Consider the following 15,341-nt stretch of genomic DNA (forward strand, 5'->3'; position numbering starts at 1 on the left):
GACGCTGTTCATCACCGCGGTGACGATCGGCGTGATCGTCGTCAACCAGATGATGCTCGCGCGCGAACGCCGGCGCGTGGCGGACATGAAGGCGGCGTTCGCGGCGGCCTGAGCGCGTGGCGGACACGCGGGATGAGGCGGCGTGAGCAGGGCGGCGGGCGTGCAGGGCGCTCGCCGCTCACGCCGCTTCAGCTCCGGAATTCCTGCCTGAACATCTCGACCAGCGTTTCCGCGGCGATCGACAGCGGCGCATCGCGCAGCCTGAGAATGCCGAGCGTCAGCGACGGTAGCGCCATGCGCAGCGGTATCCGGCACGCCTGCGATGCATACGGCTCGATCTCGAGCATGTCGGCCGGGCACGCCAGCAGCGCATCGCTCCGGGACATCAGGTTCCAGCTGACGCCAAACGTATTGACCCTGACGACGGACGACGGCAGCGCATGCCGGGTTTTCTGCAGATGCTCGAGCAGGTTGCTGTGCTGGCTGCCTGGCGACAGGTTCATCGCCCACGTACAGTCGACGAGTTGATCCCATTCGGTGGCCGTTTCCAACGGATGCCCTCGACGGCATGCCACCACGATCTCCACATTCTTCAGCGGTTCGAAATGGAACTCGCTGCCGATTTCACTTTCCGCCAGCGCGGCCACTGCAAAGTCGATCGAGCCATCGCGCACCGCGTGCAGGATATGCGGCATCATCCCGTCGTCGACCGTGAGCCTCGCGAGCGGCATGCGCTTGCGAAAGCGCTCGATCACGGCGGGCAGCACGCCGATGAACACGATCGGCGTCACGGCGACCGATACATGTCCATGCTTGCCGCCGAGAATCTGCCGGATATCCTGGCGAGCAAGCGCCAGCTGCGCATGGGCGAGCCGTGCACGCACGGTAAGCTGCTGACCGCACTCCGTCAGGGTGACGCCACGCGTGCTGCGCGATATCAGCGGCGCTTCCAGGTCCTGCTCCAGCTCGCGAATTGCCTTGGTGACAGCCGCCTGGCTCAAATGAAGATGACGCGCGGCGCCGCGAATGCTGCCGGTTTCAACCAGCGCAAGCCACGCCTTCAAATGGTGATCCTTCATGTCTCCTTCCACGCGTCTGAATGCCGGCGCGCAACCGCATGGCATGGCCGCCGACCGGACGCTCTGTCGTTTGCCCCCGATTCTATCCGCATGTCCGACCCGGCGGCGCTGACAACTACTGGTTGTCTTCGCCGAAAAGCGTTCGTCTTATGCGATCGAAACTGTCCGGTTAGGCTTCCTTCAACGCGAACCCGGCTGGGTATGCGCGGCAATCCAGTGCGATGAAGAACAAGGAGGAGTCAAACGTGGAACAGCAATTGTGGCGCCTGAGCGCAACCGACATGACGGCGCTCGTCGCGCGCCGCGACGTGTCTTCGAAGGAACTCGTGCAGAGCTGCCTGCAGCGGCTCGAGGAAGTCAATCCGCGGATCAACGCCATCGTCGATGTGCTCGCCGACAGCGCGTTGTCGGCAGCCGCGGCAGCCGACGATGCGATTGCGCGACGCGAGCCGGTCGGCCCGCTGCATGGTGTGCCGGTCACCGTAAAGGTCAACGTTGACATGGCGGGTTTCGCAACCACAAATGGCGTGAAAGCCTTCGGGGATCTCGTCGCGCGCGAGGACAGCCCCGTGGTGTCGAATCTGCGCAAGGCCGGCGCCATCATCATCGGACGCAACAACGCACCGGCGTTCTCGTATCGCTGGTTCACCGACAACGACCTGTATGGCCGCACATTGAACCCGTGGCATCCGGCGCTGACGCCGGGCGGCTCCAGCGGCGGCGCCGCTGCGGCCGTTGCGGCTGGCATCGGGCCGATCGCGCACGGCAACGATCTCGGCGGATCGATCCGCTATCCGGCCTACGCGTGCGGCGTCGCCGGGCTGCGACCGACGACCGGACGCGTGCCGGCGTACAACCCGACGCAGTCGCATGACCGGACGCTCGCCGTCCAACTGGCGTCGGTTCAGGGGCCGCTCGCGCGCACGGTCGGCGACCTGCGTCTCGCGTTGTCGGCGATGGCCGCCGATGATCCGCGCGACGCGTGGTGGATGCCCGTCGCACCGGCCGGCGGCGCCGCGCCGTTTCCGGCGCGCGTTGCCGTATGCGCATCGCTTCCGGGCGTGCCGACCGACGGCGCAGTGACCGACGCGGTGCGCCAGGCCGCGCGCTGGCTCGAAGACGCCGGATGCAAGGTAGAGGAGGTCATGCCGCCGAGGCTGAACGAGGCGCGCAAACTGTGGCTCGCCCTCGTCACCGCCGAGGCGGCGGGCGGATTGGGCAAGACGATCGAAACGCACGGCGACCCGGCGATTCGCACCGCGTTCGCGAGCCAGCGCCGCCTCGCGGCACCGCTCGACATGGCCGGCTACATCAACGGCCTCGCGCAACGCACGGGGCTGCTGCGCGAATGGCAGGCCTTTTTCCAGCAGTATCCGTTGCTGCTGATGCCCGTTTCGTGCCAGCGTCCGTTTGCAATCGACGAGGATCAGCAAGGGGACGGCGCGTTCCGGCGCATCCTCGACGCGCAAGGCCCGTTGCTCGCGACGGCGCTCCTCGGCCTGCCGGGGCTCTCCGTGCCGACCGGCATCCGCGATGGTGTGCCGACCGGTGTTCAGATCGTCGCAGGCCGGTTCCAGGAGGCGCTGTGTCTCGCGGCCGGCGAAGCGATCGAAGCGCGCGCGGGCATCTGCACGCCGATCGATCCGGCCGGCGTGATCGACGCGGCGGCGCAGGAGGCGCGATAAGCCCATGGTCAAGTTCCTGATCGGCCTCGCCGTGCCTTATTTCGGCGTATTGGGCTTGCTGCCCTGGGTCTCGTCCGTCGATGCCTACGTGTTCGGCGTGCCGTTCGTCTATGCGTGGATGTTCGCGTGGTTCGTCCTGACGTCCGCGTGCCTGTTCGTCTGCTGGCGCTGCTTCGACAAGCCGGCGGCCGATGCGGCCCGGCTCGAAGTCTGATTTCGCGGAGGCACACATGTCGACAGTTGTATTCACGGGGTTCGTCATCCTGTCGTTCTGCCTCGCGCTTTACTCGCGCCGGGGTGTGGGCAAGCAGAGCGTGCACGACTTCTTCGTCGCATCGCGGCAGTTCGGCGCGTTTCTCGTCTTCTTCCTGGCGGCGGGCGAGATCTACAGCGTCGCAACGATGGTCGGCTTCGCGGGCGGCATCTATGCGAAAGGGCCGACCTACGGGATCTGGTTCCTCGGCTACATCCTGCTCGCGTATCCGCTCGGCTACTTTCTGGGGCCGAAGATCTGGGAAGCGGGGCAGCGCTACAACGCGATTACGCTCGCGGACCTGTTCGGCGGCTATTTCCGCAGCCGCTCGACCGAGCTCGTCGTCGCGCTGTCGTCGATCGTGTTTCTGCTGCCGATGGCCCAGTTGCAGTTCACGGGCCTCGTTGCCGCATTTCGCGGGATCGGCTGGCAATTCGAACCGCTGCACATGGTGCTGATCGCCGGTGTGCTCGCGTTCGCCTACATCATGATTGCCGGGATCCGTTCGTCGGCCTATGTGGCGGTGCTGAAGGACATCCTGATGGTCCTGGCGATCGTGGCAACGGGCCTGGCCGTGGCCGGACATGTCGGCGTGAAGGAGGTTTTCCACGCGGCAAGCCTGCGCGTCGGCAACCAGATGAACGCGGAACAGCTGCGCTTCGCGATGAGCACGATCCTGCTGCAGTCGCTTGGCTTCCTCGCGATGCCATTCGGCGTGCAGATGTTCTTCACCGCGAAAAGCGCCGACACGATCCGGCGCTCGCAGATCGCGATGCCGCTCTACATGCTGATGTATCCGTTCCTCGTCATCGCCGCGTATTACGCGATCAGTCAGAACGTCCACCTGCGCACGCCGAACGAGGCATTCTTCGTCGCGGCGAATGCGCTGCTGCCGTCGTGGCTTATCGGGCTCGTCGCGGCTGCCGCTGCGCTTTCCGGTTTGCTCGTGCTGACCAGCATGTGTCTCGCGATCGGGCCGATCGTGAGCCGCAACCTGCTGCCTTCGCTTCCGGCACAGCGGCAGACCGGCGCGGCGAAGATCGTCATCTTCGTCTATCTCGCGGTGTCCATCGTGATGACGTCGGCGACGCCCACTCTGATGCTCACGCTGATCAACGTCACGTACTACGGCGTCGCCCAGTTCTTCCCGGGCCTGATCGCGGTGCTGTTCTCGCTGCGCATCCGGCCGCTGGCGGTGACGGCCGGCATGCTCGTCGGACAAGGCCTCGCGCTGACGTTGTATGTCGGAAAGCTCCAGCTCGGTGGCATCAATCTGGGGCTGCCCTGCCTGGCCGCCAACGTCGCCACCGTTGCCGTGATCCATTACCTGCTCGGCGCAGCCACGCCCCGCGCTTTGGTGTCGCGGTAAGCTTGCCGGCCGCGGCGTGTCCGATCGACCGGCGGTTGTCACCCGGTCGACGGCGCGCTAAAGGCCTCCGTTGCCCTCCGTAGCCACGGACGGTGTCCGGTCCGTCAATCCGCCGGGCCGGACACCGACAGCGGCCGGCTCTGCCGGCCTGAATCAGTCGGCTTGAAATCCAACGAGCTCGTGCTCGTTCACGCTTCGATCAATTACCAGATGAAACGCTTCGCATACCTACTTTTATTGTCGATCCCCGGATTGGCGATGGCGCAAAGTTCCGTGACCCTGTACGGGATTGTCGATACGGGGTTGCAGTATCTGACCAACGCCGACAGCGCCGGACATCGATCGATCGGGATGGCGCAGAGCGCATATCTGCCGTCCCGCTTCGGCCTCAGGGGCGTGGAAGACCTGGGCAGCGGCCTGAAGGCCATGTTCCAGCTGGAGAACGGCTTCAACTCGACGACCGGCGCAATGGTGGTGCCCGACACGCTCTTCAATCGTCAGGCGTGGGTCGGCGTTGACGGCAGCATCGGGAAGATGACATTCGGACGCCAGTACAGCGTGCAGTTCGACAGGGCGATTTACTACGATCCGACCTACTTCGCGGCTTACTCCGCTCTCGCGCTCAATGCGATCCCGCTGGCGACGATCCGCGTGAACAACTCGGTGAAGTTCACGTCGCATCGGTTTGCGGGCTTCACGACCGAAGCGATGTACGGCTTCGGCCAGCAGGTGCCGGGCAACACGCTGGCCGGGCGGTATATCGGCGCCGCGCTCGAATATTCGGCCAATCGCTTCACGGCGACCGCGACGGTCGAACAGACGCGTGGCACGGTCGCGGCGGCGAGCGATCTTTCGTCGCGCGTCGACCAGCGCTACGAATTCGCCGCGCGGTACAACGCGCCGAATTGGGCCGTGATGGCCAACGTCACCCGGGTCACGGGGGACCTGCAACTGACGCCGCGCGGCACCGTGTATTGGCTGGCCGGCAACGTGTTCGTCACGCCGGTGGTTCAGTTGTATGCGATCGGTGGCCGCTACGATTATCAGGGCCGTGCGGAGCACCCGATGATCTTCGTGGCGGGAACGCTCTACGCGCTGTCCAAGCGCACATTGCTTTATGCGAACGTCGGCACTGCGCGGAACGAGGGAAGCAGTTCGCTTGGCGTGAACAGTTACGCGTCCGTCGGCCAGCCTGGCCACAGTCAGCTCGGTGTCTCGGTCGGTATCGATCAAAAGTTCTGAGCGGGCTGGCGTGGCAGAATAGCCGGGCTGAACAAAGGCGGGCCCGACGGCCCGGCATTCTGTCGCTTACTCGCGCACTTACATGACCGCTCATACAGACATCGAGATCCGCTTGACCGCGGTCGGACAGCCGACCGCACGAGACCTCATCAGCAGCAAGCTCAACGAGTACAACAACGCGATTACGAATCAGCCCGACAACACGGCGCTCGACGTCTACGTGACCGACCCGAAGACCGGGGAAGTGCTGGGCGGGCTGGTCGGTCGCACGTCGCTGGGGCTGTTCTTCGTGGATCTGCTGTACGTGCCCGAATCGCTGCGCAAGGACGGCCTCGGCAGCCGGTTGCTGCAGGCGGCCGAAGCGGAAGCGAAGCAGCGCGGCTGCGCGCGCGCCGTGCTCTACACGATCTCGTTCCAGGCGCCCGCGTTCTACGAGAAGCATGGCTATCGCGTGTTCGGCGAAGTGCCGTGCGAACCCGCGGGGGCCGCGCGCGTGTTCATGGTGAAGGAACTCTGAGTGCTGGCGAATGCGGGATGACGTGCAATGGCGGACCTTCGCATACGAATCCGTGTGGCGGCTTCGATCGCGTCATCCCACGCCACGGCAAGACCGCCACCGACTCTGATATATGATCGCCTTTTAACGGAGCGGAACTGCCTTCATGCAAGTACTGGTCGACGCGGACGCCTGTCCCGCCGTCATCAAGGACATCCTGTTTCGGGCCGCACGTCGTGCCGAAATTCAGGTGACGCTGGTTGCGAACCAATATTTGCGTACGCCGCCGTCCCCGTTCATCAGGTCGATCCAGGTGCCGGCGGGTTTCGACGCGGCCGATGCGCGCATCGTCGAACTGGTCACGTCAGGCGATCTGGTGATTACCGCAGACATACCGCTCGCCGCCGCGGTACTCGACAAGGGCGCCCATGCGCTGGATCCGCGCGGAAGCTGGTTTTCACGAGAGAACATCAAGGAGCGCCTGTCGGTGCGCGACATGATGGATCAACTGCGTAGTGCCGGCATCGATACGGGCGGCCCGCCGCCGTTCAGCGCGCGTGACGGCAAGACATTTGCGGGGCAGCTCGATCGATTCCTCGCGCGTCACGGCACGCCGCGTCGCGGGGCGGATTGATATTCGTAGATGTTCGTACGCGTCGGCGCGCTACCCGATGCAGTAACTTGCGCCGCCAAAGCCGCCAAAGCCGCCAAAGCCGCCAAAGCCGCCAAAGCCGCCAAAGCCGCCAAAGCCGCGAGGACGGATCGAGTGGCCGCCCGCGCTCGTCGCACAGGCGCCGTCTGCGGTCATCGCGGGCGACGGCCTTTCATCGCACGATCGGCGTACGCTTACCGGCGACGCATCGCGGGTCGCGGCATCCCGCCGGTCGCACGCTCATCCTTGTGCCGGAAGTTGATTCGTCCTTTCGACAGATCGTAGACCGACAACTCCAGCGTGACGCGGTCGCCGGCAAGAATGCGAATGTGATTCTTGCGCATGCGGCCCGATGCATAGGCGTTCACCACCACGCCGTTTTCGAGCGTGACGCGGTATTTGCTGTCCGGCAGCACTTCGTCGACGACCCCGTCGAGTTCCAGCAGCTCTTCCTTTGCCAAATCAATTCCTCCAGTGAGCGTAATGCCGCGTCAATGCAGGCTGTCGGCACATGCCGCCGATCACTGCATCGCTTCCACGCGGGTGATGTTGCAACGTGTGGATGTCCGGCGCATTTCACACATGCGACGCAAGTGGATCTGCGCGAACAACCTGGGCCGGCAAGCAACGACGCATTCAGCGCACCGTAACCTGGCGATCCGAAACGGCTTCAGACTTCCCGGGAAACGTGCTCGATCGACGCGCTCGATGAGTGCGCCTGGTTCGCGGCCTGTCGGCGGGAACCTCATGTCGAATGAGCAACGAACACCGGCTGAGCCAGTGACACCACACCTTCAGCCTGCGGGGGCAGGGAAAGCATGGATGCAAGAAAAGAAAGCGGGCACGCGCGGCCTATGACGGCCACGGTTCGAGGCGAGAGGATCGCGCCCCCCAACGGGCGACGCGATCCGGAAGCGTTACAGCGGCGTGATGTTCGAAGCCTGGAGACCCTTCGGGCCGCGCTTCGTTTCGTAGCTGACCTTCTGGCCTTCGGCGAGGGTCTTGAAGCCCGTGCCGCGCACTTCGGAGAAGTGTGCGAACAGGTCGTCACCGCCCTTGTCCGGGGTGATGAAGCCAAAGCCCTTGGTGTCGTTGAACCACTTGACGGTACCGGTTTCCACTAGATATTCCTTAAACAGACAAATAAGAGACACGCCCTCGAGAAAAGGGCGAATGAAGAATCAAGAGGGAGAGACCAACGAGAGCCGCGAGTAGCGGCAAAAGATGAGCAATCGTGCGTCTTGGATGCTTTGGTTGCCGACACTACGCGATGTGCAGCGTTTTGTCAAGAAATCGATCGGAAGAACGGGCCCGGACGGGCTGTCTCCATGCTCTTTCTGCTTCTTCGTTAATGTGTTCGTACCCTGTCAGCGTAACGAGCTTTGGCGCCGGGAGGCACCACGCCCGTGGAGGCGGCATGACGGTGAGTGAGCCGAACGACAAGGCGCCACGCGATCCCGCGCGGCGCCGCAAGCGGCTTGCGCCGCCATGCCGTCGTTCAATCATCAACCGATCGCCCGCATCGCGTGGCGCAGCTCCTGATAGCTGCGCAGCCCGGCCAAGCCGAGCTCGCGCCCGATCCCGCTGAGCCCGAACCCGCCCCAGCACACGTGCGGATAGATGAGTTGCGGCGCGTTGATCCACACGAGCCCCGCGCGTACTTGCGCCTGGTAGTGCTTCGCGACCTCCGCATCGCGCGTGACGACGGTCGCGACGAGCCCGTAGCGCGTGTCGTTCGCGAGCGCGATCGCCTCGTCGTCGGTGCGGAACGATTTCACGCACGCGACCGGGCCGAACACTTCATCGGTCCACAGCACGTTGTCGGCGGCCGGCTCCGCGATCACGACGGGGGCCATGAAGTAGCCGCTGCCACCCGCATCCGCGACACGGCCGCTGAACGCGACCTGCGCACCGCTGTCGATGCCTTGCTGCAGCAGCGCCTCGACGCGCGTGCGTTGCGCGGCCGAGATCAGCGGCCCCATCGCGACCTGCGCCGCGTCCGGCGGCGCGACGACGAGCGCGCGGACTGCCTTCTCGAACGCGGCCATGAAGCTGCGATACAGGCTGTCGTGCACGAGAATCCGCGCGGTTGCCGAACACATCTGGCCCGCGTTCGTGAACGCGCCGGCCACGGCGAGCGGGACGGCGACATCGAGGTCGGCGTCGTCGCGCACGATCAGCGCCGACTTGCCGCCGAGTTCGAGCGTCATGCGTTTCATCTCGTCGGCCGCGGTGTGCATCACCTTCTTGCCGGCGGCCGTGCTGCCGGTAAACGAGATCTTGTCGATCAGCGGATGCGCGGTCAGCGCCGCGCCGACGTCGGCGCCGCCGTTCACGATGTTCACGACGCCATCCGGCGCGCCGGCCTCGGCGACGATGTCGATCAGCGCATGCTCGGCGGGCGACGTCAGTTCCGACGGCTTGAGCACGACCGTGCAGCCGGCCGCGAGCGCGGGCGCGAGCTTCCACGCGGTCGTGACCATCGGGAAATTCCACGGCACGATCAGCGCGGCGACGCCGACCGGATCGTGGAAGCGCTCGGCCGTGACGGTGTCGCTCGGCAGCGCGACGGCTTCGGCGGCAAACGCCGCCGGGTCGTTGCATAGCGCCGCGTAATACGCGAACGTAGCGGCGACATCGCCGACGTCGGCGTCGGCCTCGAACGGCGGCTTGCCGCTGACCTGCATCTGCAGCGCCGCGAGACGCGTGCGGTCGGCCTCGACCCGCTCGGCGATCCTCGCGAGGATCTCGCCGCGCGCGGCGGGCGGCGTGTCGCGCCAGCCGGCGAACGCGTCGCACGCGGCGCGTACCGCGCTGTCGACCTGCGCGACAGAAGCGAATTCCTGCCAGCCGATCGTGGCGCCCGTCGAGGCATCGTGAAGCGGCGCGCCGACGTGGCCGGCGTGCGCATGCACGGGCTGGCCGGCGATACGGGCGGCCGGCAGCACGAGCGTCGTGTCGGCGGCGTATGAAAGCGGTGCGGTGGACATGAGGGTGATCCTGTCGGTCGGGTTCAACGGTAGGCGACGCCCGGCATCACGCAGAGCATCTCGAATGCGAGGTTCGCGCCGACGAGCGCGGTCGTGCCGACCGGGTCGTAAGGCGGCGACACTTCGACGAGATCCGCGCCGACGATATTGAGGCCCTTCATCCCGCGCACGATCTCGAGGCCCTGCTGCACGGTCAGCCCGCCGACTTCCGGCGTGCCGGTGCCCGGCGCGAACGACGGATCGAGGCCGTCGATGTCGAAGCTCAGGTAGACGGGCGTATTGCCGACGCGCTCGCGCACCTGCGCCATCAGCGGCGCGAGCGACGTGTTCCAGCATTCTTCCGCCTGCACGACGGTGAAGCCCTGCTGCCGGCACCAGTCGAAATCGTCCGCGTGATAGCCGGTGCCGCGCAGGCCGATCTGCGTGACCTTGTCGCATTGCAGGAGGCCGTCCTCGACCGCGCGGCGGAACGGCGTGCCGTGCGCGATCTTCTCGCCGAACATCGTGTCGTTCACGTCCGCGTGCGCATCGACGTGCACGACAGCGACCTTGCCGTACTTCCGGTGCAGCGCGCGCAGGATCGGCCACGCGATCGTGTGGTCGCCGCCGAGCGTGATCGGCCGGCAGCCGTTCGCGACGATCGCGTCGTAGGCCTCCTCGATGCGGCGCACCGAGTCCTTCAGGTCGTACGGGTTGGTCGCGACATCGCCGATGTCTGCCACCTGCAGCGAATCGAACGGCGCGGCGCGCGTCGCCATGTTGTACGGGCGCAGCAGCACGGATTCGGAACGGATCTGGCGCGGACCGAAGCGCGAGCCGGAGCGGTTCGACGTGCCGAGATCGAGCGGCACGCCGACGAAGCAGACGTCGAGTCCGTCGGTCGTCGTCGCCTGCGGCAGGCGCATCATCGTGGCGATGCCCCCGAAGCGCGGCATCTCGTTGCCGCCCATCGGTTGATTGAATTCGCGGTGCATCGGGGCCGTCTCCTCTGTCTGGTTAAAAACGATCGGCCGATGGTAGAGGAGAACCCGCGCGCGAAGATTTTGAAGTCGCAACGTTTACATCGACAGGTCTCGATGCAAAGCGATGCGTTGCGGCCGGCGGCTCAGCTCACCCCGTGATCGACGCGCCTACGACTGAGTCGACTGCGCCCGCGCCCGGCGCGGCGCTGCCCCACGCGGCGAGTTCGCGCTTCGTGCGCACGCCGAGCTTCGCGAACGCGCGCTTCACGTACGACTCGGCCGACGCGACGCGCACGCCGAGGATGTCGGCCGTCTCGGGCACGGTCTTGCCGGACAGCAGGTGCTTGCAGGTTTCGTATTCGCGCTTCGACAGGTGGACCCCGTCGGCCGCGAGCCGCGCGTCGAACAGCGCGAGCGGATGCGTGTCCGGCATCGGATGGGCGACGCGCCGCGCGGCGGTGGTCGACGCATGCAGCTCGAGCAGCGGGAACAGGAAATCGCTGACGCTGCGAAAGCGGTTCATCTCGTCCAGCGTGAACGGCGGCTGGTCGCGTCCGCGCTCGATCGCGATCGAATGCTGCGAGTAACGGGTGCCGCGCGCAAGCACGCATTCGTGCGCGATCCGCACGTCGTCGAACAGGCGCTGGCGGAATTCGCCGGGCGGGATCGCCGCGATGTCGCGCACCACGAGCAGCGTGCCCGTCTTGCCGCGCAGGCCTGCGAACAGCGGGTCGCTGTCGAGGAAGCGCTCGTAGTAGAGCGTCATCACGTCCGAGATCTCCGCCGACTCGGTGCCGATGCCGCTGCTGCCGATCCATTCGCAGCGGTAGCCGGTCGGCATCGACACGTCGACGCGCGAGCGCTCGACGTGCGCGACGGCGAGCGGAATCACCTGGTTCAGCAACTGGGTCAGCCGCGGCACGAAATGCGGCGTGCCGACGGTTTCGATGAGGTCGCCCAACGTCTTGAACGACACGTTCCAGGACGCGTTGTCGCGATGGAAGGGGTTCACGTTGAGCAGCATGCGGGTTCCCCGGGGTGAAAGCCGGCGGATTGTAGCGTCCGTTGCGAAGAACGTCTGTAAGGGGAAATACGGCCATGCGTGCGCGGATCGGGAAAACGTAGTTTGTCCCCCCCGGAGGGGGGCATACCGGGACAACGTAAATGCGTAACTTTGTCTCTGCTTTTTTCAATCACGAGACGAAAGATTCAGATGACTAAATTGATCAAGGACATCCTGCCGCTCGGCGCCAACGTCGGCGAGTTCACGAAGCTGGATTTCGGCATGGACGAAAGCGACTGGCGCGCGGCCGAAGGCAAGAGCGGCAACTACATCATCGGCTGGTGGGAAGGCAAGGCCGGCTCGGTCGACTTCCCGGAAACCGCCGCCGACGAAGCCGTGTGGCTCGTCGAGGGCCGGATCGCGCTGACCGACGTCGAAGGCAACCGCAAGGAATTCACACCGGGCCAGGGCTACCTGCTGCCGGCCGGCTTCGCGGGCCGCTGGGAAACGATCGAGGACGCGAAGAAGTTCTACGTGCTGCTCGAAAAGGCGTGATGCGAGCGACCGTCGCCGTGGTGATGTCGTCCGTGCGACGCGCGCCCGGTGGCGGTTGCGCTTTCGATGCTTCGCAAGCGAAGTCTGTCGTGCCGCGCTCGGCAGGACTCGCCCGTTCATGCGGTGCGGGATGCATCGATGCCGAGTATCGGCGCATCCCGCACCGCATGCGCCGGGATGCAATGTGTGATGGCTGAGATCATAAAAATGGAAGTGAAGGAAGCGAAACAGACCGCTCCGGCCCGCGCGACGCGTGGCGCGCCGGTCGCATTGAGCGTCGAAGAGGCGCTCGCCAACACGAAGCTGTTCCCGTACTGGCTCGACAACCCGGCCGCGCCGGCGGCCGAGCCGGAACTCGTCGGCGACACGACGGCCGATCTGCTGATCATTGGCGGCGGCTTCACGGGGCTGTGGTCGGCGGTGCAGGCGAAGGAGCAGATGCCGCACCTGGACGTGGTGCTGATCGAAGCGGGCAAGGTCGCGCACGGCGCGTCGGGCCGCGCGGGCGGCATCATCTCGACGTCGGTGATGCACGGCCTGCCGAACGCGGTGCGCGTGTTTCCGAACGACATCGCGCAGCTCGAGGAATTCGGCCATCACAACCTCGACGGCTTCGAGGAGACGCTGAAGCGCTACGGCATCGACGCCGACATCGAATGGAACGGCGAGATGACGGTCGCGGTCGATCCCGACCACGTCGCACACCTGCGCGGCGACTACGACCTGCACCGCAAATACGGACACGACGTCGTGCTGCTGAACGGCGACGACACGCGCGCACAGCTCGATTCGCCGCTGTTCGCGGGCGCGCTGTGGTCGCGCAACCGCAGCGGCATCGTGCATCCGGCGAAGCTCGCGTGGGGGCTGAAGCGCGCGGCGCTGTCGCTCGGCGTGCGGCTCTACGAGCACACGCCGCTCACGACCGTGACCGACGAAGGCAGCACCGTGCGCGTGACGACGCCGAAGGGCAGCGTGCGCGCGCCACGCGTCGTGTTCGGCAGCGGCACCGCGAAGGTCGGGATTCCCGACATCAACCGCCGCGTGATGCAGGTGCGCGACCACGTGCTCGCGACCGAGCCGCTCACCGACGAGCAGCTTGCACGGATCGGCTGGAAGAACCGCCAGGGCATCTACGACACGCGCACGCAGCTCAACTATTTCCGCCTGACCAAGAACAACAACATCATCTTCGGCGGTCTCGTCAGCTATCACTTCGACGGTCATCCGGATCCGCACCAGGACGGCCAGCGCGACACCTATCACCGGCTCGCGCAGGCGTTCTACCGCACGTTCCCGCAATTGTGCGACGTGCGCTTCTCGCACGCGTGGGGCGGCCCGATCGACTACTGCTCGCGCGGCTCGGTGTTCGCGAAGCGCTATCTCGGCGGCAAGGCAGTGTTCGTTGCCGGCTACACGGGGTTCGGCGTCGCGGCGAGCCGGTTCGGCGCATTCATGGGACTCAACATCCTGTTCGATCGCGACAGCCCCGAACGCAAGCTCGATATCGCGAACCAGAGCCCGAGCTACATCCCGCCCGAGCCGATGCGCTGGGTCGCCGCGAAGATCACGTTCCATGCGTTCGACGGCGCGGATGAGGAGGGCGGCTGGAAGCGCGCGTGGATCAACGGCATCAAGGGGATGGGTTTCCCGATGTAAGAGGCGCGGCAGCCTGGGCCGGGCTGCCGCGAGAGCAGATGGAGGAGACTGCCCGCACGACGGGCAGCGAGAGACACAAATGAATGCAGTGAACCCACAAGATGAAGCGCGACAGGAAAGCGCTCTGTTCGTCGTCGTGATGCTGTTGCTCGGCGTGCTCGGGCCGACCGTGTTTCTCGGTCTGCGGGCAATCGTCGGGCAGGTCGAGCGCCATTGGGGCTTCGGCGAAGCGGCGCTCGGCGTCTCCACGTTCGTCGAGGTGCTCGGCGAATCGACGGGCACGCTGCTCGTCGCGTTCGTGCTCGCGGCGACACCTGAATGACGGATGCGGCGCGCGCCGATGCCGATGGCGGCGCGCGGCCGAACGCTTTCATCGGCGACGGCGGCCGGCGGCGCGCGAAGCAAGTGCGCCGGGCTCGCAAACGCGCGGATGCGCAGTGGCAGTCAGCATGTTCTCGAATACCACCGATCTTGATCTCCGGCTGATCCGGGTGTTTCTCGCCGTCGTCGACGCACGCGGCATCACCGCTGCCGAAGCGTCGCTCGGCGTGCGGCAGTCGACAATCAGCACGCAGCTCTCCGCGCTCGAGGCGCGCGTCGGCTTCAAGCTCTGCGAGCGCGGACGCGGCGGCTTTCGCCTGACGTCGAAGGGCGAGCGCTTCGCGGCCACCGCGCGCACGCTCGTGACGGCGACGTCCGAGTTCGTCGCGCGCGTGCGCGACATCGACCGCAAGCTGGTCGGCACGTTGTCGATCGGGCTGATCGGCCAGGCACCGCTCGTCGAGAACGCGCGCGTCGCGGAGGCGATCGGCGCGTTCCGCAAGCGCGACCAGGCCGTGTGCTTTGCGATGAAGGTCGCGTCGCCGCAGGAGCTCGAGGAAAGCCTCGTCAACAACCAGCTCGATCTCGCGATCGGCTATTTCTGGCATCGCGTGCCGGGGCTGCTGTACACGCCGCTGTTCACCGAGCGGCAGGTGATCTACTGCGGGCGCGGGCATCCGCTGTTTCACGCGTCGCGTCCGGTCACGGCAGACGACCTGCAGGCGTACGACTGGGTGTGGCGCACCTACCCGGTGCCGGAGGAGCAATGCCCGCTGCCCGAGCGGCACGTGACCGCAAGCGCGGACAGCATCGAGGCGGCGACGATCCTGATCCTGTCGGGCGGGCATCTCGGCTACCTGCCCGCGCATCATGCGGAGCCGTTCGAGCAGCGCGGCCTCGTGCGGGCGGTCGGCCGCGACACGTTCGGCTTCGACGTGCCGCTGCATCTCGCGATGAAGCGCAGTGCGACCGACAAGCCGATCGTCGATGCGTTCTGCGAGGATCTGCTGCGGGCGTTCAACATCAAGGAGGCGTTGCGGGCCGCGTAGTGTGGCAACGGAGGGCGGCGCGTGCGCCC

The 15,341-nt window shown here is 66.0% G+C and carries 16 protein-coding genes and 1 pseudogene; 11 read left to right on the plus strand and 6 right to left on the minus strand.

Going from position 1 to position 15,341, the window contains the following annotated elements; genetic code table 11:
• Positions 1-112: pseudogene (locus tag ACV22Z_RS30395) on the plus strand (putrescine ABC transporter permease PotI); the annotation flags it as partial.
• Between the two features lie 76 nt (positions 113-188).
• Here the strand turns inward: ACV22Z_RS30395 and ACV22Z_RS30400 are convergent.
• Entirely contained in the window at positions 189-1,079 is an 891-nt protein-coding gene (locus ACV22Z_RS30400) for a LysR substrate-binding domain-containing protein (RefSeq protein WP_448079951.1), read from the minus strand.
• Positions 1,080-1,324: 245 nt separating this feature from the next.
• Here ACV22Z_RS30400 and ACV22Z_RS30405 point away from each other — a divergent pair, with 245 nt between their 5' ends.
• The 6 genes from ACV22Z_RS30405 to ACV22Z_RS30430 all read left to right on the plus strand — a co-directional run bounded on the left by ACV22Z_RS30405 (position 1,325) and on the right by ACV22Z_RS30430 (position 6,758).
• Positions 1,325-2,764: an amidase family protein gene (locus ACV22Z_RS30405; protein ID WP_448079952.1), complete on the plus strand. Its 1,440-nt coding sequence runs from the start codon at positions 1,325-1,327 to the stop codon at positions 2,762-2,764.
• Between the two features lie 4 nt (positions 2,765-2,768).
• Entirely contained in the window at positions 2,769-2,978 is a 210-nt protein-coding gene (locus ACV22Z_RS30410) for a DUF3311 domain-containing protein (RefSeq protein ID WP_448079953.1), read from the plus strand.
• A 16-nt stretch (positions 2,979-2,994) separates the two neighbouring features.
• Entirely contained in the window at positions 2,995-4,386 is a 1,392-nt protein-coding gene (locus tag ACV22Z_RS30415) for a sodium:solute symporter family protein (protein WP_448079954.1), read from the plus strand.
• Between the two features lie 210 nt (positions 4,387-4,596).
• Positions 4,597-5,628, plus strand: coding sequence for a porin (locus tag ACV22Z_RS30420; protein ID WP_448079955.1), 1,032 nt, complete (start codon positions 4,597-4,599; stop codon positions 5,626-5,628).
• An 82-nt stretch (positions 5,629-5,710) separates the two neighbouring features.
• A complete protein-coding gene (locus ACV22Z_RS30425; RefSeq protein WP_448079956.1) occupies positions 5,711-6,145 on the plus strand; it encodes a GNAT family N-acetyltransferase in 435 nt (144 codons plus the stop codon).
• 145 nt (positions 6,146-6,290) lie between these two features.
• A complete protein-coding gene (locus tag ACV22Z_RS30430; protein ID WP_448079957.1) occupies positions 6,291-6,758 on the plus strand; it encodes a YaiI/YqxD family protein in 468 nt (155 codons plus the stop codon).
• 212 nt (positions 6,759-6,970) lie between these two features.
• Here the strand turns inward: ACV22Z_RS30430 and infA are convergent, their stop codons facing one another.
• The 5 genes from infA to ACV22Z_RS30455 all read right to left on the minus strand — a co-directional run bounded on the left by infA (position 6,971) and on the right by ACV22Z_RS30455 (position 11,752).
• Positions 6,971-7,237, minus strand: coding sequence for a translation initiation factor IF-1 (gene infA / locus ACV22Z_RS30435; protein ID WP_448079958.1), 267 nt, complete (start codon positions 7,235-7,237; stop codon positions 6,971-6,973).
• Positions 7,238-7,693: 456 nt separating this feature from the next.
• Positions 7,694-7,897, minus strand: a complete 204-nt coding sequence (locus ACV22Z_RS30440) for a cold-shock protein (protein ID WP_448079959.1) — start codon at positions 7,895-7,897, stop codon at positions 7,694-7,696.
• A gap of 384 nt (positions 7,898-8,281) precedes the next feature.
• Positions 8,282-9,766: an aldehyde dehydrogenase family protein gene (locus ACV22Z_RS30445; protein ID WP_448079960.1), complete on the minus strand. Its 1,485-nt coding sequence runs from the start codon at positions 9,764-9,766 to the stop codon at positions 8,282-8,284.
• A 23-nt stretch (positions 9,767-9,789) separates the two neighbouring features.
• Entirely contained in the window at positions 9,790-10,740 is a 951-nt protein-coding gene (gene speB / locus ACV22Z_RS30450; protein WP_448079961.1) for an agmatinase, read from the minus strand.
• 136 nt (positions 10,741-10,876) lie between these two features.
• Positions 10,877-11,752 (minus strand): helix-turn-helix transcriptional regulator, encoded by an 876-nt coding sequence (locus ACV22Z_RS30455; RefSeq protein WP_448079962.1) that lies wholly within the window; start codon positions 11,750-11,752, stop codon positions 10,877-10,879.
• Between the two features lie 189 nt (positions 11,753-11,941).
• On the opposite strand from ACV22Z_RS30455, the gene ACV22Z_RS30460 reads away from it, so the two are divergent.
• The 4 genes from ACV22Z_RS30460 to ACV22Z_RS30475 all read left to right on the plus strand — a co-directional run bounded on the left by ACV22Z_RS30460 (position 11,942) and on the right by ACV22Z_RS30475 (position 15,312).
• A complete protein-coding gene (locus ACV22Z_RS30460; protein ID WP_448079963.1) occupies positions 11,942-12,286 on the plus strand; it encodes a cupin domain-containing protein in 345 nt (114 codons plus the stop codon).
• A gap of 207 nt (positions 12,287-12,493) precedes the next feature.
• Entirely contained in the window at positions 12,494-13,942 is a 1,449-nt protein-coding gene (locus ACV22Z_RS30465; protein ID WP_448080042.1) for an NAD(P)/FAD-dependent oxidoreductase, read from the plus strand.
• A 79-nt stretch (positions 13,943-14,021) separates the two neighbouring features.
• Positions 14,022-14,264 (plus strand): hypothetical protein, encoded by a 243-nt coding sequence (locus ACV22Z_RS30470; protein ID WP_448079964.1) that lies wholly within the window; start codon positions 14,022-14,024, stop codon positions 14,262-14,264.
• Positions 14,265-14,391: 127 nt separating this feature from the next.
• The gene (locus ACV22Z_RS30475; protein ID WP_448079965.1) at positions 14,392-15,312 is read left to right on the plus strand and encodes a LysR family transcriptional regulator; all 921 of its coding nucleotides are present in this window, start codon (positions 14,392-14,394) and stop codon (positions 15,310-15,312) included.
• The last annotated feature ends 29 nt before the right edge of the window (positions 15,313-15,341 follow it).

It is taken from the genome of Burkholderia sp. PU8-34 (assembly GCF_053427725.1).

What these genes read in the sequence shown, in the direction of transcription:
- ACV22Z_RS30400 (WP_448079951.1), bottom strand. Translation starts at nt 1,079, where the DNA reads ATGAAGGATCACCATTTGAAGGCGTGGCTTGCGCTGGTTGAAACCGGC.
- ACV22Z_RS30410 (WP_448079953.1), top strand. Translation starts at nt 2,769, where the DNA reads ATGGTCAAGTTCCTGATCGGCCTCGCCGTGCCTTATTTCGGCGTATTG.
- ACV22Z_RS30415 (WP_448079954.1), top strand. Translation starts at nt 2,995, where the DNA reads ATGTCGACAGTTGTATTCACGGGGTTCGTCATCCTGTCGTTCTGCCTC.
- ACV22Z_RS30420 (WP_448079955.1), top strand. Translation starts at nt 4,597, where the DNA reads ATGAAACGCTTCGCATACCTACTTTTATTGTCGATCCCCGGATTGGCG.
- ACV22Z_RS30425 (WP_448079956.1), top strand. Translation starts at nt 5,711, where the DNA reads ATGACCGCTCATACAGACATCGAGATCCGCTTGACCGCGGTCGGACAG.
- ACV22Z_RS30430 (WP_448079957.1), top strand. Translation starts at nt 6,291, where the DNA reads ATGCAAGTACTGGTCGACGCGGACGCCTGTCCCGCCGTCATCAAGGAC.
- ACV22Z_RS30445 (WP_448079960.1), bottom strand. Translation starts at nt 9,766, where the DNA reads ATGTCCACCGCACCGCTTTCATACGCCGCCGACACGACGCTCGTGCTG.
- speB (WP_448079961.1), bottom strand. Translation starts at nt 10,740, where the DNA reads ATGCACCGCGAATTCAATCAACCGATGGGCGGCAACGAGATGCCGCGC.
- ACV22Z_RS30455 (WP_448079962.1), bottom strand. Translation starts at nt 11,752, where the DNA reads ATGCTGCTCAACGTGAACCCCTTCCATCGCGACAACGCGTCCTGGAAC.
- ACV22Z_RS30460 (WP_448079963.1), top strand. Translation starts at nt 11,942, where the DNA reads ATGACTAAATTGATCAAGGACATCCTGCCGCTCGGCGCCAACGTCGGC.
- ACV22Z_RS30465 (WP_448080042.1), top strand. Translation starts at nt 12,494, where the DNA reads ATGGAAGTGAAGGAAGCGAAACAGACCGCTCCGGCCCGCGCGACGCGT.
- ACV22Z_RS30470 (WP_448079964.1), top strand. Translation starts at nt 14,022, where the DNA reads ATGAATGCAGTGAACCCACAAGATGAAGCGCGACAGGAAAGCGCTCTG.
- ACV22Z_RS30475 (WP_448079965.1), top strand. Translation starts at nt 14,392, where the DNA reads ATGTTCTCGAATACCACCGATCTTGATCTCCGGCTGATCCGGGTGTTT.